Origin of the sequence: Nitrosomonas oligotropha (genome assembly GCF_900106555.1) — a bacterium.
Taxonomy (GTDB): domain Bacteria; phylum Pseudomonadota; class Gammaproteobacteria; order Burkholderiales; family Nitrosomonadaceae; genus Nitrosomonas; species Nitrosomonas oligotropha_A.
In genome coordinates, this window is sequence record NZ_FNOE01000001.1 from 149,549 (window position 1) to 172,674 (window position 23,126).

At 50.1% G+C, this 23,126-nt stretch carries 20 protein-coding genes; 15 read left to right on the forward strand and 5 right to left on the reverse strand.

Annotated features, from left to right (window positions below; translation table 11 throughout):
• Nucleotides 1-6: 6 nt before the first annotated feature.
• On the reverse strand, nt 7-1,065 hold the full coding sequence (locus BLU57_RS00740; RefSeq protein ID WP_090315003.1) for a radical SAM protein: 1,059 nt from the start codon (nt 1,063-1,065) through the stop codon (nt 7-9).
• 24 nt (nt 1,066-1,089) lie between these two features.
• The gene (locus tag BLU57_RS00745; RefSeq protein ID WP_090315005.1) at nt 1,090-1,293 is read right to left on the reverse strand and encodes a hypothetical protein; all 204 of its coding nucleotides are present in this window, start codon (nt 1,291-1,293) and stop codon (nt 1,090-1,092) included.
• 279 nt (nt 1,294-1,572) lie between these two features.
• Between BLU57_RS00745 and panB the strand changes: the two genes are divergently transcribed.
• From panB to BLU57_RS00795, 9 genes are all read left to right on the forward strand, one after another.
• Entirely contained in the window at nt 1,573-2,364 is a 792-nt protein-coding gene (panB, locus tag BLU57_RS00755; RefSeq protein ID WP_090315008.1) for a 3-methyl-2-oxobutanoate hydroxymethyltransferase, read from the forward strand.
• 13 nt (nt 2,365-2,377) lie between these two features.
• Nucleotides 2,378-3,223: a pantoate--beta-alanine ligase gene (panC, locus tag BLU57_RS00760; protein ID WP_090315009.1), complete on the forward strand. Its 846-nt coding sequence runs from the start codon at nt 2,378-2,380 to the stop codon at nt 3,221-3,223.
• Between the two features lie 51 nt (nt 3,224-3,274).
• Nucleotides 3,275-4,648, forward strand: a complete 1,374-nt coding sequence (gene dnaA, locus BLU57_RS00765) for a chromosomal replication initiator protein DnaA (protein WP_218131618.1) — start codon at nt 3,275-3,277, stop codon at nt 4,646-4,648.
• Between the two features lie 188 nt (nt 4,649-4,836).
• On the forward strand, nt 4,837-5,952 hold the full coding sequence (dnaN, locus tag BLU57_RS00770) for a DNA polymerase III subunit beta (protein ID WP_090315013.1): 1,116 nt from the start codon (nt 4,837-4,839) through the stop codon (nt 5,950-5,952).
• Between the two features lie 83 nt (nt 5,953-6,035).
• Nucleotides 6,036-8,456: a DNA topoisomerase (ATP-hydrolyzing) subunit B gene (gene gyrB / locus BLU57_RS00775; protein WP_090315016.1), complete on the forward strand. Its 2,421-nt coding sequence runs from the start codon at nt 6,036-6,038 to the stop codon at nt 8,454-8,456.
• Between the two features lie 130 nt (nt 8,457-8,586).
• Nucleotides 8,587-9,765, forward strand: coding sequence for an SIR2 family protein (locus BLU57_RS00780; RefSeq protein WP_090315018.1), 1,179 nt, complete (start codon nt 8,587-8,589; stop codon nt 9,763-9,765).
• A complete protein-coding gene (locus BLU57_RS00785; protein WP_090315021.1) occupies nt 9,762-11,612 on the forward strand; it encodes an ATP-binding protein in 1,851 nt (616 codons plus the stop codon). The genes BLU57_RS00780 and BLU57_RS00785 overlap by 4 nt, the downstream gene beginning before the upstream one ends.
• Before the next feature lie 180 nt (nt 11,613-11,792).
• Nucleotides 11,793-13,199 (forward strand): Fic family protein, encoded by a 1,407-nt coding sequence (locus tag BLU57_RS00790; RefSeq protein WP_090315023.1) that lies wholly within the window; start codon nt 11,793-11,795, stop codon nt 13,197-13,199.
• A gap of 66 nt (nt 13,200-13,265) precedes the next feature.
• Nucleotides 13,266-14,324 (forward strand): PD40 domain-containing protein, encoded by a 1,059-nt coding sequence (locus BLU57_RS00795; protein ID WP_090315024.1) that lies wholly within the window; start codon nt 13,266-13,268, stop codon nt 14,322-14,324.
• 68 nt (nt 14,325-14,392) lie between these two features.
• Here the strand turns inward: BLU57_RS00795 and typA are convergent, their stop codons facing one another.
• Nucleotides 14,393-16,207: a translational GTPase TypA gene (typA, locus tag BLU57_RS00800; RefSeq protein WP_090315026.1), complete on the reverse strand. Its 1,815-nt coding sequence runs from the start codon at nt 16,205-16,207 to the stop codon at nt 14,393-14,395.
• A gap of 119 nt (nt 16,208-16,326) precedes the next feature.
• Here typA and BLU57_RS00805 point away from each other — a divergent pair, with 119 nt between their 5' ends.
• Nucleotides 16,327-17,295 (forward strand): ornithine cyclodeaminase family protein, encoded by a 969-nt coding sequence (locus BLU57_RS00805; RefSeq protein WP_090315027.1) that lies wholly within the window; start codon nt 16,327-16,329, stop codon nt 17,293-17,295.
• Between the two features lie 214 nt (nt 17,296-17,509).
• Here BLU57_RS00805 and BLU57_RS00810 read toward each other — a convergent pair whose 3' ends face one another.
• The gene (locus BLU57_RS00810) at nt 17,510-17,701 is read right to left on the reverse strand and encodes a hypothetical protein (RefSeq protein WP_090315028.1); all 192 of its coding nucleotides are present in this window, start codon (nt 17,699-17,701) and stop codon (nt 17,510-17,512) included.
• A 143-nt stretch (nt 17,702-17,844) separates the two neighbouring features.
• Between BLU57_RS00810 and cutA the strand changes: the two genes are divergently transcribed.
• The 5 genes from cutA (at nt 17,845) to BLU57_RS00835 (ending at nt 22,064) form a co-directional block, all read left to right on the forward strand.
• Nucleotides 17,845-18,174: a divalent-cation tolerance protein CutA gene (gene cutA, locus BLU57_RS00815; protein ID WP_090315030.1), complete on the forward strand. Its 330-nt coding sequence runs from the start codon at nt 17,845-17,847 to the stop codon at nt 18,172-18,174.
• Nucleotides 18,175-18,190: 16 nt separating this feature from the next.
• Nucleotides 18,191-20,125 carry a protein-disulfide reductase DsbD gene (dsbD, locus tag BLU57_RS00820; RefSeq protein ID WP_090315032.1) on the forward strand — a complete coding sequence of 645 codons (1,935 nt, stop codon included), beginning with the start codon at nt 18,191-18,193 and terminating at the stop codon, nt 20,123-20,125.
• A gap of 157 nt (nt 20,126-20,282) precedes the next feature.
• Nucleotides 20,283-20,870, forward strand: coding sequence for a TlpA family protein disulfide reductase (locus tag BLU57_RS00825; protein ID WP_090315278.1), 588 nt, complete (start codon nt 20,283-20,285; stop codon nt 20,868-20,870).
• 359 nt (nt 20,871-21,229) lie between these two features.
• Nucleotides 21,230-21,565 (forward strand): BON domain-containing protein, encoded by a 336-nt coding sequence (locus BLU57_RS00830; protein ID WP_090315034.1) that lies wholly within the window; start codon nt 21,230-21,232, stop codon nt 21,563-21,565.
• A 127-nt stretch (nt 21,566-21,692) separates the two neighbouring features.
• On the forward strand, nt 21,693-22,064 hold the full coding sequence (locus tag BLU57_RS00835) for a DUF2784 domain-containing protein (RefSeq protein ID WP_090315037.1): 372 nt from the start codon (nt 21,693-21,695) through the stop codon (nt 22,062-22,064).
• On the opposite strand, the gene ttcA is transcribed toward BLU57_RS00835, so the two are convergent.
• Nucleotides 22,059-22,967 (reverse strand): tRNA 2-thiocytidine(32) synthetase TtcA, encoded by a 909-nt coding sequence (gene ttcA, locus BLU57_RS00840; RefSeq protein ID WP_090315039.1) that lies wholly within the window; start codon nt 22,965-22,967, stop codon nt 22,059-22,061. The two genes, BLU57_RS00835 and ttcA, sit on opposite strands and share 6 nt — an antisense overlap.
• Between the last annotated feature and the right edge of the window lie 159 nt (nt 22,968-23,126).

A 23,126-nucleotide genomic window follows, 5' to 3' on the forward strand; every position in this document is an offset into this window, starting at 1 on the left:
ATGACGTCAAATATCGCTGTGCGCATGCACTACATTCGATTGACCGCTCTTTTTCATGGGAGACGGATGATTCGTTTCTTCCGCCCGTTTGCCAATCAAATTGTTCCAATCAAAGAAATAGGGTTTAGGCGCACAGGCAATTTCATCGTACACATCCCGGCAGAGCGCATAAAACGCTGGCAGGCGCTGTACTTGCCAGTCTTTCAGCAGTGTGCGCAACGGTGCCTGGGTTAAATTACCGATGGCAAAATCCCGCGCAAATCCGTATTGAATTGGACTGACGGTGGCGTCCGCCTCAATCACGATCGGAGAAACCAAATCGCCAAACCGTTTAATTTTGAGTTCTGACGCAGCACTGGCAAAAACCAGCTCAGGATGTTGTTTCACGGTTTCGCTAAATGCGAGATCAATTTGCACTCTCAACGCACTGTTATTGCTTTGCTGGGCAAGCAGCCAGGCATACGCGCTTTCCGTCGCATCCGGCGCGCTTCCTTGCAACATCGTGGCGGCATTACCGACTTCCTCCAAGGGGTGAATCTGGAGCAATTTTGCACCTTCGCTAATGGCAAAATCCCGGACCCAGTCGAGTTCGTTCAGATTGTATTGCGTCAATGTGAAAATAAAACCGAAATTCAGATTCGCTGCGCGCAGCAACGGCAAGCGCGCTTTCATGGTATCGAACGCCAGTTGCGAACCTCTGATGCGATTATGCGACTCGGGTATGCCGTCAATGCTTATCGCCAGCACATCGACGTTGCCATACAACAGCTCGATATTGGGCGCCGTCAGCAACATTCCGTTGGAAGTCACACTGGTACGCATACCGCACGTGTGGGCATGCTGTAATAATTGCGCCAACGGTTTATAAAGCAGCGGTTCACCACCGGAAAGACTGACAAAATTGAAACCTTCATCGGCTGCATCCGAAATGGCCTCACACAAAAGATCAAGCGCAAGTGCGCCATGCGCGCGCGGTGAAGAAGAAGAATAGCAGTGGAGACAACTCAGATTGCACTGCCGTGTTGGATGAATTTGCAAAATACGGGCTGATCCGGTTGGTCCCATTGCTATCTCCCTCTTTATGAACTGTTAGAATCCGTTACTGATCGAATTGTTAACGTGATAAATATCGACCGGGATACCCCTGATTAGCCAAGATGGAAAAGTGTTAAAATTAACTGCACCGAAACCGGATAATCCACCCGCGATTTGACTGATTTCTTCCGGGGTTAAGCTCGCCATGGTTTGGCATTCGGCTTTCAGTTTTTCAGAACCGCTCATTTCATGAGACATGATTTTTCTCCTTTGAAGGATTTAATAAACATTACTAGGCGGATTGATCGATCCCAAAGTTGCAATTGAAATAAGGTTTTGGCGCTGCCAAAAACTGCTGCCAATGCATTTATCAACCAATCCAGTTTCAAGATAACGCGATTGACCCAGAATCGCAGTGAGAAAAATCACAGCGGAATGCACATCCATTCCGGATATTGAAACGTCCATTGGAAGCCAACAAATACGCTATGATGATCCGGTAACAGCTAAGTCTTTATCAGGTATTGATACAAAAACATGAGAATTTCCCACCTTACCCTGCAAAAAATGGTTGAAAACCGTGAAAAATTCGCGGTACTGACTTGTTACGACGCAACATTTGCTGCCGTACTGGAAAATGCTGGTGTAGACGTGTTATTGGTTGGCGACTCGTTGGGCAATGTATTGCACGGCAGTGACACTACCTTAGCTGTAACGCCTGAAGACATGATTTATCACACACGCTGTGTCGCGCACGGCAGCAACAAGGCGCTGATCATCACGGATATGCCGTTCGGTAGTTATCAGATCTCACCCGCGCAAGCGTTTGAGCATGCCGCCAGGATTATCGCCGCGGGTGCGCAGATGGTTAAAATCGAAGGCGGTCGCATCATGGCCGATACGATCCAGTTTCTTTCCCAGCGCGGTATTCCGGTATGCGCGCACATCGGTCTGACACCGCAATCAGTTCATCAGCTGGGCGGATATAAACTACAGGGCAATACGGAGAAATCGGCAAAACAATTGCTCGACGACGCAAAGGCGCTGGAAAAATCCGGTGCGAGCTTACTGGTCATGGAAATGGTTCCAGCGAAATTGGCGAAAAAAATTACCCAAGCATTATCTATTCCGACGATCGGCATCGGCGCGGGCCCCGATTGCTCAGGCCAGGTGCTGGTACTGCACGATATGCTGGGACTATCCCAGGGTAAAAAACCGCGTTTCGTCAAAGACTTTATGCCGGGTGCCAAAAATGTACCCGAAGCTGTGGCAAATTATGTGCAGGCTGTCAAAACCGGACAGTTTCCTGCTAAAGAACACGAATTTTGATCACCTGCGCTGTATGAACATACTGACCGATATTGCCGCATTGCGTGAAACGCTGCGCGGTGAAAAAAACATTGCTTTCGTTCCAACCATGGGCAATCTGCACGAAGGCCATCTGGCGCTGATCGAACAGGCAAACCGGTTGTCCGGTTGCGTGGTGGTCAGTATTTTTGTCAACCGGCTACAATTCTTGCCGCACGAAGATTTCGAGCGCTATCCGCGCACATTGGAAGAAGATTGCAGAGCGCTGTCCGCGTTGAATGTCAAGACCGTTTTCGCACCCAATGAAAAAATTCTTTTCCCAACACCACAAGAATTCTTGTTAGCATTACCGCCTGTAGCAGATATCCTGGAAGGGAAATTCCGTCCGGGGTTTTTTCGTGGTGTTGCAACGATTGTATTGAAACTATTCAATATTATTCAACCTGACCTGGCTGTATTCGGCAAAAAGGATTATCAGCAGTTGCATATAGTGCGTGAAATGGTACGACAATTGAATTTACCCGTTAATATTGTAGCTGGAGAAACAGTTCGGGCAACTGATGGACTGGCATTAAGTTCGCGCAATCAGTATTTAAACGGCACGCAACGGGCAGAAGCCTGTCACCTTTATCAGACGCTTTTGCGCATCAAGCAGAAAATCATTTCAGGCTGCAACGATTTTCAGGCATTACAGGAAAACGCCAGCAACAATCTAGCGCAGCGCGGCTGGAAAGTTGATTACATCAGCATCCATAGACGCAGTTCACTACTTCCGGCACAAGCTCCGGATCAAGATTTAGTCGTTTTAGGGGCAGCCTGGCTCGACAAGACACGATTAATTGATAACCTGGAAATTGAACCGCCGATTTTTCTAAAATAACATTGCATTATGACTGCTTTTCCAAACCAGACAGACGAAGAACAAAAAATGATGCAATCACTGAATACTTTCTGGTTATCTTGCCTTGATCATTTTAGAAAAGAACTCAACGCACAGCAATTTAACACCTGGATCAAACCCTTACAAATTGATCCGGAACTGAATAGCGACGACGAAGTTGTATTGATTGCACCGAACCGTTTCGTGTCGCAATGGGTTAAAGATAATTTCATCGCGCACATTGAAAACATGGCGCTGATGTACTTCGGTAAGAAAATCCAGTTTCACCTGAAACTGGCTGAGCCAAATGATGCAAAAGCTGTGATAGTCAAAGCCGCGCCGGTGGAAACGCCACAGGAGCCGCCAGTGGAACTCAAGGCCGCATACCAGCCGGGCAGGAAAAATCCCAGCGGTCTGAATCCAAATTTTACATTTGATAATTTCGTCACTGGCAAAGCCAACCAGCTCGCGCGCGCCGGTGCAATTCAGGTAGCCGAATCGCCCGGCATTGCGTACAACCCGCTGTTCATCTACGGCGGCGTGGGACTGGGAAAAACGCACCTGATCCAGGCCATCGGTAATTACGTGCAGGAAAACAACAAAAACGCCAAGATCCGCTACGTGCATGCGGAAAAATACGTATCCGACGTGGTCAGCGCATACCAGCACAAAGCTTTCGACAAGTTCAAGCTGTACTATCATTCGCTCGATCTGCTGCTGGTGGACGATGTGCAGTTCTTTGGCGGAAAGAATCGCACGCAGGAAGAGTTTTTCTATGCGTTCAACGCACTGATTGAAACACATAAACAAGTGATCATTACTTGCGATACCTATCCGAAAGAAATTACCGGACTAGAAGAACGACTGGTATCGCGTTTCGGCTGGGGATTGACGGTTGCGGTCGAGCCGCCGGAGCTGGAAATGCGTGTGGCGATTTTATTAAAGAAAGCCTTCCAGGAAAAAATGCGCCTGGACGAAAATGTCGCATTTTTCATCGCCAAACATATCCGCTCCAATGTGCGCGAACTGGAAGGCGCATTGAAGCGCGTGCTGGCTTTTTCGCGCTTTGTCGGCCAGGAAATCACGCTGGATCTGGCGAAGGAAGCGCTAAAGGACTTGCTCGCCGTGCAAAGCCGGCAGATTTCGATCGAGAACATTCAGAAAACCGTTGCCGACTATTACAAAATCAAAGTATCGGAAATGTACTCGAAAAAACGCTCGCGTATCGTTGCACGGCCGCGGCAAATGGCGATGGCTATCGCTAAGGAATTGACTGCATTGAGCCTGCCGGATATCGGCGAAGCGTTCGGTGGCAGAGATCATACCACCGTGCTGCATGGCTACCGGAAGATCAACGAACTGCGGATTTCCGACCCCGTGGTGAACCGAGATTTCAACGCGCTGATACTCATTTTAAGAGGTTGATAATGGTTGAATAGATTGTGTATAACTCTTTTTTTTAAAAGATCGCGATTTTTATCCACAAACTATCCAAGCCGTATACACTTATCATACAGTCGAAAATTTTATACTATCTCGTTGATATTCAGCGGATGTTAAAAACTATACAGAAGAATTGCCGACATTATCTAATTACTACTATTTTTATTTAAATGCTTTTAATTAAAACCAATCGAGATACGTTGCTAAAACCGTTGCAAACGGTTACCGGAATTGTCGAACGACGTCAGACATTACCCATCCTATCAAACGTGCTGATCCGGCAAAATGCGGAAAAGACCTCTTTTTTGACCACTGATCTGGAAATACAAATCAAAACGATTGCAACCCTTGATTTGTTGCCCAAACAGGATTTTTCCTTAACGGTTTCCGCAAAAAAACTGCAGGATATTTTGCGTTCGCTATCCGCCGATGCCGAAGTGACATTAACCCGGCAAGACGATCATCTCTACGTCAAATCGGGCAAAAGCGCGTTCAATCTGCAAATACTTCCGGCGGAAGACTTTCCGGAAGTTGCTGAGGAAGCTGAATCGGAAGATGCAATTACGCTGAAACAAAAAGAATTAAAAGACTTGTTGCACCATGTCCAGTTTGCCGTCGCGCAACAAGACATCCGTTATTACCTGAACGGTCTTTTGTTATTGACGGATAACAAGCAATTTATCAGTGTCGGCACCGACGGGCATCGTCTGGCTTACATCGCAGCGGCATTGGATAAAGCACAGAAAAAACAGGAAGTCATCCTGCCACGCAAGGCTGTGTATGAACTATCCAAACTGCTCGAAGACAGCGAAGAGCCGGTGACCATTGAATACTTCCAGAACAAGGTGCGGTTTTCCTTTTCAGGCATTGTCCTGACGTCCAAAGTCATCGACGGTAAGTTTCCCGACTACAACCGCGTTATCCCGACCCGGAACAACAAACAGTTTGAAATTAGCCGCCAAACCTTCTTGCAAGCGTTGCAACGCGTATCGATATTGTCTAATCAAAGCGAAAAATTCCGTGGCGTGCGTTTAATCGTCAGTGAAAATAACCTGCGTATCGTTTGCAAAAACAACGAACAGGAAGAAGCTGAAGAGGAACTGGAAATCAACTACCGTGAAGAAGCAGTAGATATCAGCTTGAACATCACCTATCTGCTCGATTTATTGAACAATATCGATAGCGAAACCGTGCTGTGCGCGTTTGAAAATGCCAATAGCAGCGTGCTGATCACAATACCTGGGAACGATGCGTTTAAATATATCGTCATGCCGATGAGAATTTAACCGCATGTGAGCAAGAACTCAGCAAAATCTGCAACTATCGAAGTCATTCCCTGCAACGTACATAACCCTGAAAATCCTGACCCATGAGCGATCAAAACCCCAACGTACCTAAAGACAGTTCGAGCGATTACGGTTCCGAAAGCATCAAAATCCTGAAAGGCCTGGACGCCGTGCGTAAACGGCCCGGCATGTATATCGGCGATACCAGCGACGGTACCGGTTTGCATCACATGGTGTTCGAAGTCGTCGATAACGCCATCGATGAAGCGCTGGCGGGTCATTGCGACGACATCACCGTCACCATCCATCCGGACAATTCCATCAGCGTGCTGGACAACGGCCGTGGCATTCCGACTGGTATTAAGCATGACGACGAAATGAAGCGTTCCGCAGCCGAAATCGTCATGACCGAACTGCATGCCGGGGGAAAATTTGATGACAATTCGTACAAGGTTTCCGGCGGTTTGCACGGTGTCGGTGTATCGGTGGTCAATGCGTTGTCGGAATGGTTGAAGCTCACCATCCGCCGCGACGGCAAAATGCATCAGATGGAATTTCGCATGGGTGTTCCGGTCAAGCCGCTAGAAGCTACCGGAGAAAGCGAACGGCACGGCACCGAAGTGCATTTTCTCGCCAGCAAGGAAATTTTCGGCAACGTCGAATACCACTACGACATTTTTGCCAAGCGTTTGCGCGAACTGTCATTTCTTAACAATGGCGTGAAAATCCATCTGATCGACCAACGTACCGGCAAGGATGAAAGGTTTGCTTTCACCGGCGGTATCAAAAACTTCGTCGAGTACATCAATCGCAGCAAAACCGTGCTGCACCCCAGTATTTTTTATACAACCGGCGTAAAGGACAACATTGCCGTCGAGGTTTCGATGCAATGGAACGACAGTTACACCGAACAGGTGCTGTGCTTCACTAACAATATTCCGCAAAAAGACGGCGGCACGCATTTGACCGGTCTGCGTGCGGCGATGACGCGTACGCTCAACAATTACATCGAGAAGAACGAACTGGCCAAAAAAGCCAAGGTGGAAACCTCCGGCGATGATATGCGCGAAGGCTTGTCGTGTGTGTTGTCGGTAAAATTGTTCGAACCCAAGTTCTCGTCGCAAACCAAGGAAAAACTAGTGTCGTCCGAAGTGCGGCCGGTGGTGGAAGAAGTCGTGTCGCAAAAACTGACCGAGTATTTGCTGGAAAATCCCATCGACGCCAAAACGATTTGCAACAAAATCATCGATGCCGCCAGAGCGCGCGAAGCGGCGCGTAAGGCACGCGAATTGACGCGCCGGAAAGGCGTGCTCGACAGCATGGGACTGCCGGGAAAACTGGCCGATTGCCAGGAAAAAAATCCGGCATTGTGCGAGCTCTATCTGGTCGAGGGTGATTCCGCAGGCGGCTCCGCCAAACAAGGGCGTGACCGTAAATTCCAAGCCATCATGCCGCTCAAGGGTAAAATTCTGAACGTGGAAAAAGCGCGTTTTGACAAATTGATCTCGTCGCAGGAAATCATTTCGCTGATCACCGCGCTCGGCACTGGCATCGGCAAGGACGAATACAATCCGGACAAACTGCGCTATCACCGCATCATCATCATGACCGACGCAGACGTGGACGGTTCGCATATCCGCACGCTGCTGCTGACATTCTTCTACCGGCAAATGCCCGAATTGATCGAGCGCGGCCACATTTATATCGCGCAACCGCCGCTCTATAAAATCAAGCACGGCAAAAAGGAACGCTACGTCAAGGATGATCACGAATTAAAGCAATACATGCTGAGCCTGGCGCTGGATGGCGCGGAACTGCATACCGGCGACGGCAAACCCTCATTGACCGGCGAAACGCTGGAAAAAATCGCCAATGAATACATTCTGGCCGAAGCCGTGATCGAGCGCATGACTCAAGCGATCGACAGCCATGTCATGCACGCCCTGCTGCGCAAACCCGATGTCGATTTGAGTAGCGGGCAAGCAGCCGCGGACAGCGCATCCCGCCTGGCAGCGCGCGTCAAAGATGTGGAAATTGCCGCAGAATACGACGATCTTCACGAACGTTACCGCCTCAAAATCATGCGTATGTCGCACGGCAATGTGCTGACCAGCTACCTGGATAACGATTTTCTCGACAGCGGCGACTACGCGCAAATCCAGAAAACTGCGCTTGTATTCGAAGGCTTGCTGAGTCAAGGCGCTTACATTCAACGCGGCGAACGCAAGCAAGCGGCCGGTGAATTCAAACACGCGCTGGAATGGCTGCTAGAAGAAGCGAAAAAAGGCCTGAACGTGCAGCGCTACAAAGGCCTGGGTGAAATGAACCCCAGCCAGCTCTGGGAAACCACCATGGACCCGCAAAACCGCCGCCTGCTGCGTGCGCAAATCGAAGACAGTATCCTCACCGACGAAATCTTCACCACCCTGATGGGCGACGTGGTCGAACCGCGACGGGCGTTTATTGAGAAGAATGCGTTGCGGGCGACGAATATTGATATTTAGTCTCTTCCGGGTTTAATTCCCTGTCCCTTGGGGCGGGGTCATTCATTGATGATTGAGTAGAAACTAATGATCTATAAGTAAGATAGGGCTTATGGGCTCGTAGTCAAACACAATTGAGGATATGTTCACTATGAACCCAGCAACAAAAGATACTCTCGCCCAACTCGACAATCTTCTCGCAGCAAGCAATCAGTCATGGCTATTCGGCGCTGGGATCAGTCTTGACGCTGGGATTCCCCTTATGGGGCCGCTAACGGATCGTGTACTCACTTTGGCAGAAACAGAAGAAGAGCCAAACGACATTAAGGTTCTTCAGTTTGTGAAAAGTCAGCTTTCTGATAACTCGCATATCGAACACATCTTGAGTCAGCTCGGGGATCACCGTGCGATTGCTGATCGATCCAAGGACAAGACCGTCGTATTCGACAGCGTAACTCTCTCGGTAGATGAACTCGATAAACTCCACCAAAAGATTCTGACATGGATTGCTGAGACTATTCGATGGGGATATAAGCCTGCTAACCCTAGTGTGGGCCAGGAGGTGATCGGAACACATGCGAACCGGATCGTCGTTATCGACCACCATTCAGCATTTGTTTCTGCTCTGTTCAATCGAAGTCAAGCGGGGGTCGCGGAGCGGCGGAGAGCAGTGCGACTGTTCACAACCAACTATGACACGCTCCTTGAGGATGCGCTTGCACTCGGTGGCTTCTCCTACTGGGACGGCTTCTCAGGTGGTGCTGTAGCATACAGAAGCCACAGATATGGTGACGAAGAACCAAGCCTCGGAGATCGTGCCCATATAATTAAACTTCACGGGTCGATCGACTGGCATTTAGGGGAAGATGATCGTGTCTGGCGAGTTCGCGACGGCGACCTATATCCAAAGAGGGCTTCTCGTGTTCTCATTTACCCGCAATCGACTAAATACCTGGCGACTCAAAGGGACCCGTTCGCTGCCCAATTTGACCTTTTTCGCCGAGCACTTAGCGCGAGGGAGGAGAATGTTCTTGCAACCTGCGGATACAGCTTTGGGGACGAGCACATTAACCAAGAGATTGAACTAGCGCTTCAACGCCCGGAAAACAAAACAACGGTTCTCGCCTTCGCTCCGAGCCTCAATTCCACTCTTGAAAGATGGAGGACTGGACCGTGGGGCAAACGGGTCTATGTCATTACCGGAGATGGCTTGTATGTCGGCGCGGACGGTCCTCATTCATCTCCGACTGCCCAAGCAAAACGAGATTGGTGGACGTTTGCTGGAGTCACCAAAATGCTAAACAGTGGAGCGGGGGCCAGCGTGCTATGAACAGATTTGATCTTATTTCTGACCTCAAGATCGGTCACATCGTCGAAGTGTCTGGAACTACGATTCGTGTAGAGTTATCTGGCGATGTCACGGAGCTCACCCGAACTTACGAAGGTCGGGTCTACCCCATAGGACAGATAGGAAGTATCGTCAAAGTACATTTCGGAAGACGTCTCGTGTTCGGATTTGTGACCTTGTTGCGCATGCGTTCCGAGGAGTTGCTTGAGATCGCTAAGCCCATTCCGCCGGATGCTGATCAACGACTGATGGAGGTCGAACTGTTTGCCGAAGGGGTCTGGAACGCAGCGGACCAAAAACTTCGGTTCGTCCGGGGCGTTACAACTTATCCGCTGCCCCGTCAAAGCGTGCACCTGCTGACTCGCGAAGAGACCGTTCAGATTTATTCTGCTGCTGAAGGACAGCAGAATGAAGGCGAATATAGCCCACTTGTTCCATTTGCTTATTACGTCGGTGCGGACAATGCCATCTGTCGAGCAAACGTAGATAAAATGTTTGGTATGCATTGCGCTGTGCTCGGCTCGACGGGATCGGGAAAGTCTGGAGCAGTTGCCGCTTTACTTCACAGCATGCTGGATCACAGACCAGAGCTGAACAAAGCTTGTCATCCACGAATACTTGTTATTGATCCCCACGGAGAATACGGGCAGGCATTCAAGGAGCGTGCGATCGTTTATCGTGCGTACGATCCACTTGGAAACGAAGAGACGACCGGCGCTCCGATCTGCCTTCCCTACTGGCTGATGTCGGCTGATGAATTCAGAACGTTGGTTATTGGAAAAACTGAGCAGGAAGCGACTTCCCAGAATAATATCGTCTACAAGGCGATCACCTATGCCCGTATGGTAACGGCAAAACTTGTAGATCCCTCGCCGACCGCATTTGGTGGGGTAGCACCTGCCGATGGCCTTGACCATGATGCACCAAGGCCCAAAGAGGGAGTGACGCATGAACAGTTGATTGAATTTGATCACGATAAACCACGGCCATTTAGCCTTGAAGAGTTTTACAACCACATTTTTTATTTGCAGGCAGCTCGCGTTCAGGGTACCCAACTTCAGAATGTTACGGCTTCTGATTTCGCAACAAAATTTAAATCCATCTTGGATAAACTCTCAGTATTGAGACGTGATCCACGGATTCGTTTCATGATGCGGGATTGGAACGATCAGAGTCCTTCGCTTGAGCACATTATTGCTCAGTTAGTCGGACAGATCCAAAGTGACGGTGGTGTCGATCAAGATATTCGAATTCTAGATATTTCGGGGCTTCCAAATGAAGTGGCTGGGCCACTTGCAGCCATGTTAGCCCGTCTATTATTTCAGTATAAGGTTTACCAAACAACTGACGAGAGAAAGCGCGACCCAGTTGTCCTTGTTTGTGAAGAAGCTCATCGATATGTGCCCGACAGAGGCGAGGCCGAATATGCAGCGGCTCAAACCGCTATACGACGAATCGCTCGTGAAGGGCGAAAATATGGAATTGGGTTAATGCTCGTTAGCCAGAGACCTGCAGACGTTGAAAGCACAGTGATTTCCCAGTGTGGGACTTGGCTCGTTTTGAGGCTTACGAATGCAGCAGACCAACAACATGTTTCTCGTTTCTTGCCGGATGGCCTGTCTGGAATGACGAAAGCTTTGCCGAATCTTGCTCAGCAAGAGGCGATCTTTGTCGGGGAGGGAGCCTCAATGCCTGCGAGGGTTCGAATTCGTGATCTTACAGACGACCAACTTCCAAAGTCGGAGACTGCAAAATTTGCGAAGGGTTGGACTCTGGATCGTTTAACCGAGGCTGAAATTGCTAAGATCGCGAAACGGATGGCTGGATAAGTTTGTTCTCAAGAGGGTTACACATTAACTTTTTACGCTTTGAAGTAATGTGCTGAAGTTAGCCTTGCCGGGGATATCATGTCTATTCATATCTCTAATTGGCGCAAATTTTGACAAATCGCGCCAATAAAGTTAATCTTTTGGCACAATAATCTTTCTATTGCGCCAAATAATCTTGTTATGCCTAAAAAACTGCCTGATGATCTGAGCGAGCGGATCGAAGCCGAGATTGTTCGGTACATCGAAGGTGTCGGTATTGACGAGCTGCATGCGACATTGGCGCAGATAGTCAGCCGCCGCACGTTGCAGCGCCGTCTTGCAAACCTGATTGAACAGAAGAGAGTGTTTACCTTCGGTAAAGGTCCCGGGCTACGTTACCGCCAATCCCAAATAATCGACGCCCAGACGTATGAACCGGCTTTAGCCGCGAATTCGCCGAGCACCGAAGTTGATATCCCGGTATCTCTGGAAGGGGAAGAGATCCGGCGCTATGTGCGTCAGTCCCGGCAACAGCGGGCGCCGGTCAGTTACAAGCAGTCTTTTCTGGAGCAATACACCCCTAACAGTACGGCCTATCTCCCCGAATCCCTGCGTGTGCAATTGCACAACCTCGGTCGTCCGGGCGCGTCGTCTGTTGAAGATGCTCCGGCGGGTACTTTTGCCCGCGACATTCTCAATCGTCTGTTGATCGATCTCTCCTGGGCCTCGTCTCAACTCGAAGGCAATACCTATTCGCGGCTCGATACCGAACGACTGATCGAATACGGGCAAGCCGCCGCGGGAAAGGATGCGCTGGAAACCCAGATGATCCTTAATCATAAAGCGGCGATTGAATATCTGGTACGCGATACCGAGCATGTGGGTGTTAATCCTGAAACCGTGATTGCGTTGCATGCCTTTTTGTCGGATGGCCTCATGCCCGACCCGGCTACTTGCGGCCGCTTGCGTAACCGGCCGGTCGAAATCGGCGGAAGTGTCTATTTGCCGGTTGCCCTGCCGCAGCGTATCGAAGAGTTGTTCGGTGTCATTATCGAGATGGCGGGTGAAATTCTCGATCCCTTTGAGCAGGCTTTCTTTCTGATGGTGCATCTGCCCTACCTGCAACCGTTCGAGGACGTCAATAAACGCGTTTCCCGGCTGGCCGCGAATATTCCTTTTATCCGGCACAACCTCTCGCCGCTGTCCTTCATCGACGTTGCTGCGAAGGATTACATTGAAGCTCTGCTCGGTGTCTATGAACTTAATCGTGTGGAATTGCTACGCGACATCTTTGTGCGTGCCTATGAACGTTCCTGCCAGCAATACGTCGCCGTGCGGCAGCAGTTAATCCCGCCAGATGCCGTGCGTCTGCGCTATCGTACCCAATTGTCAGCGCTAGTCGCGGCCATTATCCGCAGTGGCGCTAAAGCCGACTTAGCTGTGATCCGCGCCCAGGTGCCCGGTACCGTGGTTGAGGCCGATCGTGAGCGCTTCGTTGCGTTGGCGATGGAGGAATTTCAGAATCTGCATTCCGGTAATGCCATTCGATTCGGCCTGCGGCCGTTAGAATTTGCAGTCTGGCAGGAAAAGAATACCGACGAAAATTGAATTGCAGCTCAAGACACACCAGCCTATTCTTGTGAAAAAATATTTGCTGAAACAGGAGATCAATTAATGAAAAAGCAATTTATCAATCTAAAACTTTTATTTGTACCGCTGGCATTCGCTTTGGCATACAACGTTTCCCATGCCATGCCCGGCATGCACGATTCCGGCAGCGGCGCGGCGACGGAGCATCCGCGCGTGTCGAACAGCATCGGCGGGAAAATCAATACATCTGGGTCGGAGATGGAGATTACTTATAGCGCCGATGGCAAAACGGCGATTTTTGTGTCGACTCGCGAAGGTAGTGTTCAGTCGCCCGGCGGTCATTACAGTTTCGATATCTGGATGTCGCATTGGGTCGATGGTGAGTGGCAGAAGCCGGTTCATTTGGGGCCGGGGATCAATCCGAAGGTGGGGCCGAACATTAATACTTCGGCGTGGGAGCTGGAGCCGAGTTTTTCCGATGACGGCAACGCGATTTATTTTACTCGCTACGAGGCGGGCAATATGTTGTCCGGCGATTTGTATGTGGTGCAAAAAGTCGATGGCGTGTGGCAAGCGGCCAGAAACTGGAATGACGTACCGGAGCTGCCGAGCATCAATACTTCGACAGGCGAGGAACATTGCCCGATTATCGCGTCCGATAGTTTGATTTATTTCAGCTACCACCAGCCAGGCGTGACGCAGGACAGCGATATCTGGAAGGTCGAGAAGAAAGACGGTGTGTGGCAGAAGCCTGAGAGCCTGGGGCCGAAGATCAATTCACCGCAGCGCGACCATATGCATTGGACGGGGTTATCGAAGGACGGTAAAAGCTTGGTCATCACCAGTATGCGCACCGATTTGGGTTCGCGCGGCGGTCATGACGAATGGATTGCCCGGCAAAATGCCAATGGTGAATGGCAGGAGCCAGTGAATCTCGGTGATGCGGTTAACACTGGCGGCGAGGATATGTGCTGGACGTTCACGCCGGATGGCAAGCAATTCACCGGTAGCTGGGGGCCGCACAGCACGTACGATATGGATCTCCGCTCGATTAATAAAAGCGATGTGCCGCTGCTGAAGGGCTTTGAGCCGATCGGCCCACCGCCTAATTTGCTGAAAAGCGGTGCAACAAAAGCGAACTGATCAGTTGTTGCAACGGAAAGAATGGAATGCGCCGGTGTGATCAAGACCGGCGCGTTTTAGATCAGCTATTAAGCAGCCGCGCGTGAAGCACGTTTGCGTTCATGCTCGAGCAAAAAGCGTTTACGGATGCGGATGGTTTGCGGCGTGATTTCGACCAGTTCGTCGTCGGCGATGAATTCAATCGCGGATTCCAACGTCAGCTGAATCGGCGGGATTAACGTCACGGCTTCGTCAGTGCCGGAGGCGCGGATGTTGGTCAATTGCTTGCCTTTGATCGGATTGACCACCAAGTCGTTATCGCGGGTGTGAATGCCGATCACCATGCCTTCGTACAGGCGGTCGCCGGGGCTGACGAACATGCGGCCGCGGTCTTGCAGTTTCCATAACGCATAGGCGACGGCTTCCCCCAGTTCGGCGGAAATCAGCACGCCGTTTCTGCGCGGCGGGATTTCCGGGCGCATCGGGGCGAATTCGTCGAATACATGGCTCATCAAGCCGGTGCCGCGTGTCATGGTCATGAATTCGGATTGAAAACCGATCAGACCGCGCGCCGGAATGCGGTAATCCAGCCGTACGCGGCCTTTGGCATCCGACACCATATCTTGCAAATCGCCGCGGCGTGCGCCCAAGGCTTCCATCACCGCACCTTGATTGGCTTCGTCGACGTCGACGGTGAGCATTTCAAACGGCTCGCATTTGACGCCGTCGATCTCGCGGATCACCACGTGCGGGCGCGATACTGCCAGCTCGTAGCCTTCGCGGCGCATATTTTCCAGCAGAATGGTCAGGTGCAATTCGCCGCGTCCGGAAATCAGAAACGAATCGGTCTCGTTGGTTTCTTCCATACGCAGCGCGACGTTGGTCAGCAATTCTTTTTCCAGACGTTCGCGCAATTGGCGGCTGGTGACGAATTTGCCTTCCTGGCCGGCGAATGGTGAGGTGTTGACCTGGAACGTCATGGTCAGGGTTGGTTCATCAACAGCGAGAACCGGCAGCGCTTCGGGTTTGTCGACATCGGCCAGTGTGGCACCGATACTGAGTTCGTCCACGCCGTTGATCAGCACGATGTCACCGGCCAAGGCTTCTTTCATTTGAATCCGTTCCAGACCCTGGAAGCCGAGCACTTGATTGACTTTGGCTTTTTTCGGCGGCTTATCGCCCATTAACACCATGACTTCCTGACCGGGTCTCAGTTTACCGCGGCGGATACGGCCAATGCCGATACGGCCGACGAAACTGGAATAATCCAGCGCGCTGATTTGCAGTTGCAAGGGCTCATCGGGATTTTCATCGGGAGCGGGGACATAGTTGAGGATGGTGTCAAACAACGGACGCATGTCCGTGCTGGGTTTTTCAATATTCAGCGTGGCAAAACCATTCAACGCCGAAGCATACACGACCGGGAAATCAAGCTGCTCGTCACTGGCGCCCAGTTTGTCGAACAAATCAAATGTTTGATCGACCACCCAATCGGCACGCGCGCCGGGGCGGTCAATCTTGTTGATCACGACAATCGGACGCAATCCCAACGCCAGCGCCTTTTTGGTGACAAAACGGGTTTGCGGCATCGGGCCTTCTACGGCATCGACCAACAGCAAAACGCCGTCGACCATCGACAGCACGCGCTCGACTTCACCGCCGAAGTCCGCATGGCCGGGGGTGTCGACAATATTGATGTGAACCCCTTCATAGTCGATGGCGCAATTCTTGGCTAAAATGGTAATACCGCGCTCGCGTTCAATATCGTTGGAATCCATCACACGGTCAGAAATTTGCTGGTGTGCGGCAAAGGTGCCGGCTTGATGCAACAGTTTGTCAACCATCGTGGTTTTGCCATGGTCAACGTGAGCGATGATGGCGATATTGCGGATCGGGCGAGACATAAATAATTCCTCAAAAAATAAGCTTTTAGTTGTTGCGGCGGGGGCGGTATTATAGCAGCCGTAGCGTGAAAATGGCTAATTTTCCATTAACTTAATAGAATCTTCAGAGACAACGTTCCGTGCGGCAAAGTTCTGACATCCGGTATTTATCTTGGGATTTATTGCAATCTCTGCAATTAACGCCGCAGGAAATTTCGTTCAGTATTGAGCATCTGTTGCTCGGCCGTAAGCGGCAGCAAGTTTGGAATGCGCCCAAAGCAGTCATTACACCACCGGATGGCCGGTATATGATGGCTACGCTGGCGGCGGCCGACGATCCGCCTTTTCTTGCCGTCAAAGCCTTGGTGTTGAATCCGGATAACCCTAAAAATGGCTTGGCCAGTATTAATTCGCTGGTGACTTTGCTCGATAGCCGTAGCGGATTGCCGCTCGCGGTGCTCGACGGCAACTGGGTGACGGCGGTGCGTACTGCCGGATTGAGCGCAGCCGCAGCCAAGCGGCTGGCACGGCCGGATGCTTCCGTTGCTGCGTTTATCGGTTGCGGCGTGCAAGCGCATAGCCATTTGCAGGCGCTGGCTGCGTTGTTTCCGCTCACAGAGATTCGCGCGTTTGGGCGCGGGACGACGAGCCGGGATACTTTCTGCCGCAGCGCGGAAAAAATGGGACTGGCGGCGGTTGCCAGCGAAACTGCGCGAGAAGCGATGCACGATGCGGATTTGATTGTCACATCGATAACCTTATCGCCGCAACTCGTTCCTTTTCTGGATGCGCGCTGGCTGAAACCCGGTGTTTTTGTCACCATGACGGATCTGGCCGCGCCGTGGCTGCAAGAAAGCATGGCGGCGTTTGACCGGATTATCGTCGATGACTTGGAACAGGAAGCCAGCATGGACAAACCGCTGGTTGATCCGGCACTGGTGCACGGCGATCTGACCGGATTAGTGACGGGCGATGCGGCGGGGCGCTGCATGGCTGACGAGCGCACGGCGTTTGTGTTCCGGGGATTGGCGCTAGGGGATCTGGCGGTAGCCGGATTGGCTTATCAGCGTGCCTTTGAATGTTCACAAGGCGCGCTAGCCGGGGATTAAAGAAAATGAGGTTGTTTGGTTAACAAACAGATTACGGGCGGCCGTTTAAAATTTTAGCGCTTTCAGCAAGCGCATTATTTTACTGCTGATCCTAAGTTCAGCAGTTGGAATGTCAGTCACCGGGAGAGGTATTGAGATTGACGCAAAGAATTTTCGTGCAACTTTGTCACTGGAATTGCTCGAGTTTATCAGGACTTTTTTTGCGAAGGGTTTGTTATTCTTTCTCGGCGCCTGACATCAGAAATTTGACGAGCAGCGCGAAAATGAAGGGAATTGTGCTTAATCCTGTCACCATATAATGCTCGGTTGTGAATTGATCGCCTTCATCCATGAGGATGTAGCCAAAAAATACAGTGACCGGGGTAATAATCGATAGCGCTATAACCAAGTTAAATAGTCCTTTCATTTGCTCTACTCCTTGCGATTAATTATTTTTTAAGTATATGCGTATTGGCGCGGCATGCCCAGTGCGCGTGTTTGCTATCACAACTGTCCATTGCAGCGCTAAGCGAGGTAAAATCAGCTATTGAGTATTAACTGATAACGCCAATGGAAGCGGTACTGATCATCTCCAACTTCCCCGATCAAAAAACAGCTACGCTACTGGCTGAAGCTTTAATCGAGCAGCGCTTGGCAGCGTGCGTCAATGTGCTGAGCCCCTGTGTTTCGATCTACCACTGGCAAGGTAAAATCGAATCGGCCGGGGAAGTTCCGGTTTTGATCAAAACCCGGAAGCAGCACTACGACCGGGTTGAACAGTTGATCAAGATGATGCATCCTTATGAACTTCCTGAAGTGATTATGGTTCCTATAACCGGTGGGCTGCCTGCTTATTTGCAGTGGATCGCCGACACAACACCACTATCCGATTCCGATTAAACACGACTGAATACCGATGCGATCAATCCACTTTTTGTTACTGATTTTATGTTTGGCCAGTACCGCTGTTTCCGCTCAGGAAAGCGGGTCTTTCAGCTTGTTCCAGAAACTGCAGGGGCTGGGTATCAATCTGGGGCAAAGCAATCCACAAGAACTTTTGCCACCGGATGAGGCATTTAAGCTCTCAGTGGAAGTGCGCGATGGCAACACGCTGATCGCGAACCTGACTCCGGCCAAGGATTATTATCTGTATCGCGACAAAATCGTTTTTGAGCCAAAGCAAGATGGCATGGTGATTGAAAAGGTGACGTTGCCGCCGGGCAAAATGAAAGAAGACGCAACGTTTGGTCAAACGGAAGTCTATTACAGTCCGGTACAAGCCATCATTTCACTAAAACGCGTGGATTCCGCAAGCGAGCAACCGCTGACGCTATCGGCGACTTACCAGGGTTGCAATGAGCCGATCGGTGTTTGTTACGCGCCGATTCATAAAGCCATCGATCTGACGTTACCGGCGGTGAAAGCCGCTATCGGCGCGGTTGCTAACGCCGTGAGCAACCCGGCGGCTGCGGCCGGGGTGGATGCAACCGCGGAATTGTTCCGCATGCCGTCCAAAGCGCCTGCCATTGAAACCGAGGCGTACAAAATTGACCAAATGTTTCAAACCGGTGATTTCTGGTTGATTCTGACCGGATTTTTCGGCATTGGCTTGTTGTTGTCACTTACCCCTTGTGTGTTTCCGATGTTTCCGATTTTGTCGGGAATTATTGCCAATCGCGGCAAGCACGTGACTAAAAGTCATGGATTTATCCTGGCATTGGCGTATGTGCTGGGCATGGCGATTACGTATGCTATTGCCGGTGTGGCGGCTGGGTTGTCGGGCTCAATGCTGTCGGCCGCATTGCAGAATGCCTGGGTGCTGGGTTCGTTTGCAGTGATTTTTGTGCTGCTGTCTTTTTCCATGTTCGGTTTTTATGAGCTGCAATTACCCGGCGCTATGCAGACCAAATTATCCGAAGAAGCCGGTCACCTAAAAGGCGGGCATTTGACCAGTGTGTTCGGCATGGGCGCACTGTCGGCATTGATCGTCGGCCCTTGCGTCGCGGCGCCTTTGGCCGGTGCTTTACTGTATATCAGTCAGACCCGCGATGTGATCCTGGGCGGCTCGGCGCTGTTCGTCATGGCGCTGGGGATGGGCGTGCCTTTACTGTTGCTGGGCACATCCGCCGGTGCGTTGTTGCCAAAAGCCGGAGCATGGATGGAATCGATCAAGCGGTTCTTTGGCGTATTACTGCTCGGAGTCGCTATCTGGTTGATCTCTCCGGTTATTAACGACGTGGTGCATATGCTGCTGTGGGCGGCGTTGCTGATTATCTCGGCTATTTATCTGCATGCGATTGATCCGTTGCCGGAACGCGCTTCGGGTTTGCAGAAATTTCTCAAAGGCATCGGTGTTATTGCTTTGCTGGTGGGTGTGGCATTATTAATCGGCGTGTTATCCGGCAGTCGCGATGTGTTGCAGCCGCTGTCAAAACTAAACTTGGCAGCGGATGCGGCAAGCGGTCAAGAGGCAGCAGTTTCCAGTTATCCGGCTTTACCTTTTCAGGGGGTAAAAACCGTTGCGGAATTGGATGAGCAAATCCGCCAATCCAAAGGCAAGCACGTTATGGTCAGATTTCATGCGGATTGGTGTGTTTCCTGCAAGGAAATGGATCGTTTTACGTTGTCCGATGCTAAAGTGCAATCACGTTTGAAGGATGTCGTGCTGCTGCAAATCGATGTGACCGACGGTACACCGGATGATGCGGCTTTATTGAAGCGGTTTAAGCTATTCGGCCCGCCGGGCATTCTATTTATCGATCGCCAGGGCAACGATGTGCCTGATATTAAAGTGATCGGTTTTCTGAATAAAAATGATTTCTTAACTGTGCTGAACGCCGTTTTGATTTAGGCATGCATTAAACCTGGCAGCAGGTTTCTGCAGATTGAAAATTATCTAAGGAAGTGAAGTAGCGATGCCAAAATCTAAACTTCTTGCGTTGTATTTGCGCGCACTAAAACCCAATATCAAGTTTCTTCAAGCTGGAAAACTATCAAAGGATTTCGTGATGTCAAAATTTAAGCAGATTTTTTTGTATGTTTGTGTCGCATTATTTGCACTGGGAGCAGGCTCATTTCTGCGATCCGTATTGATGGAGTCGTATCAAGTTGAATTATCCAGTGCGGAAAGCCAGCAAGGTGCAAAAGCGATTCTCGAAGCCAATTTACCGGATATTCACGGCGAAAATCAGGCCGTTTCGCAGTGGTCTGGAAAAGTCCTGGTGGTGAATTTCTGGGCGACTTGGTGTACACCTTGCCAAGAGGAAATCCCTGAGTTTGTCGAGGCGCAGGAAAAATACCGCGAGCAAGGATTGGTGTTTATCGGCATCGCGCTGGATCAAGCCGACAAAGTAAAAATGTTCAGCCAGGAATTCGGCATCAACTATCCCGTACTGGTCGGCAGCATGGACGCGTGGTCGCTGGCGGCGGCGGCTGGCAACCGCATGTCGGTATTGCCGTATACCGTGGTCATTAACCGTTCTGGTGAAATTGCGGAAACCTATGTAGGCCGGGTCAATCTGAAAAAACTGGAAAAATTGGTTCTTCCATTGCTTAAGGAAACTTTACCAGCGCAGCCGTCAGAAAAAACCAGCTAATAGTGCCGATTTCTTCAGGATCATAAGCTGTATTTATCTGTTGAAATTTTTCTTAGCCTTAAGCGCTAAAACTGCAAAATTATAGTGAGATCTATTGCGCAAGTATTCCAAATAAACAATTGTACTGCGTGATATTCAGGTAATATTTATTGCAGGAATAGAATGCTTTTTATACTGGTATGCACGCGAGCTACTCTGTCCATAAAAACCTCGCATTCTGATTTTGCGAATACTTACCGGAAATTCAATAACACTGTTAATTTTGAATTGAATCAATTTCAGAAGGCAGTAACGCAAGGATCTTTAATCTAAATGTGACGAGGGATATTTTTCCAATATTCATTTAGGAGAACCTCATCATGGTAAAACTTGATCGCAATAGTCGTTTCGTTGTTTTCTTTTTGATTGCGCAAATGGCTTTCTTCCCGGCCTGCACATCGGCGCCTAAGTATGAGGGAAGCGCAGAGCAATACGATGATATTGTCCTTACCACCAAGGTTCACGAAGCCATTATCGATGAACTCTCCTTGCGGCCTTTCGAAATCAATGTCAGAACCGTAAAGGGTGTGGTCGAACTTAGCGGCACCGTCAATTCTCGCGACGATATCGATAAAGCCATGGCGGTTGCACGCAGTATCAATGGTATAAGATTCATCAAGAATGATATGCGTACCCAAGGAACCGGTGATTATTAATTTTGTTTGTACCCATGAATTGCAAGTTGTATGGAAAACAAAACTTGCAATTCATTCCTGCCTCAATGGCGCGATGAGTTGTTGCGCCGGTCATCGTTAATGCAAAATTACCCAATCAAACACGCCATTGGCTGACATTGTACTGATCGTCCATTTTTTGTATGTGCTGTTTGTGGTTGGAAGCCTGCCCGTCATTTGGCTGGGCACGTGGTTTAAGCTGAGCTTTGTCAGGAATCCATGGTTTCGTTATTTACATCTTGGCGCGATTGTATTGGTCGTGATGGAATCTTTGATGGGCGTCGCTTGCCCGTTGACAGCATGGGAAAATAGCTTGCGCCAGGTTGAAACCGGCGGCAGTTTTATTCAGCATTGGCTCCATCGCATCATGTTTTACGATGCACCGGAAGGCGTGTTGACAGCGATTTATATTGTGTTTGCCGGTTTGGTCGCGATGACTTTCAAATGGGTGCCGCCGGTGCGCGGAAATCGCCGGTCATGATGATGAAACGAGTGAATGATCATCCGTTTCTTCCGCGGTAGGGGTAAGCATTTCTTCGATATTGGGTTCGAAAGTTTCTTCATCGAATGCCGTGTCGCCGCCGATGAAGGGTTGATCTTGCGCTTTCAGGTTGAAGAAATCATAGCGGGAAGTATCGGCCAGATGCGATGGTTGAACGTTTTGTAAGGCGCGAAACATGGTTTCCAGCCGGCCGGGAAATTTTTTATCCCACTGTTGCAACATTTCTTTGATGACCTGACGTTGCAGGTTAGGCTGCGATCCACATAAATTGCAGGGAATGATTGGAAAATTTGCAATGGCGGCGTACGCTGCCAAATCCTTTTCCTTGCAGTAAGCCAGCGGACGGATAACGATGTGCTTGCCATTATCGCTGACCAGCTTGGGCGGCATCGCTTTCAATTTTCCGCCATAAAACATATTCAGAAACAGGGTTTCCAGGATGTCGTCGCGATGATGGCCCAGCGCGATTTTGGTGGCGCCCAATTCGCTGGCAACCCGGTAAAGCACGCCGCGGCGCAAACGCGAGCAAAGACTGCACGTGGTTTTCCCTTCCGCGATGACGCGTTTTACAACGCTGTAAGTATCTTGTTCGACGATACGGAAAGGCATACCGATTTCCGTCAGGTAGCTGGGCAGTACCTGCTCAGGAAAACCGGGTTGCTTTTGATCCAGATTGACTGCGATCAACTCAAATTCCAATGGCGCATGCGCTTGCAGATTGCGCAGGATATCCAATAAAGCATAACTATCCTTGCCGCCGGACAAACAGACCATTATCCGGTCGCCGGCCTCGATCATATTGAAATCAGCAATCGCAGTACCGGCCAACCGCCGCAGGCGTTTTTGCAGCTTGTTGGTATTATATTGTTGTTTTTGTTGCATACTTTATGAGATTCCAGTGGATGAAAATGACCTTTTTAACCCGGTAAAATGCACGATACTGGTGGTGGAATATTAGACAAATAAAGTGGAACAATTTAGCATAGCCGGATTCTAATCAAGACGGATAAACAGGTTCGGGAATTATTTCAGGAGCATTCT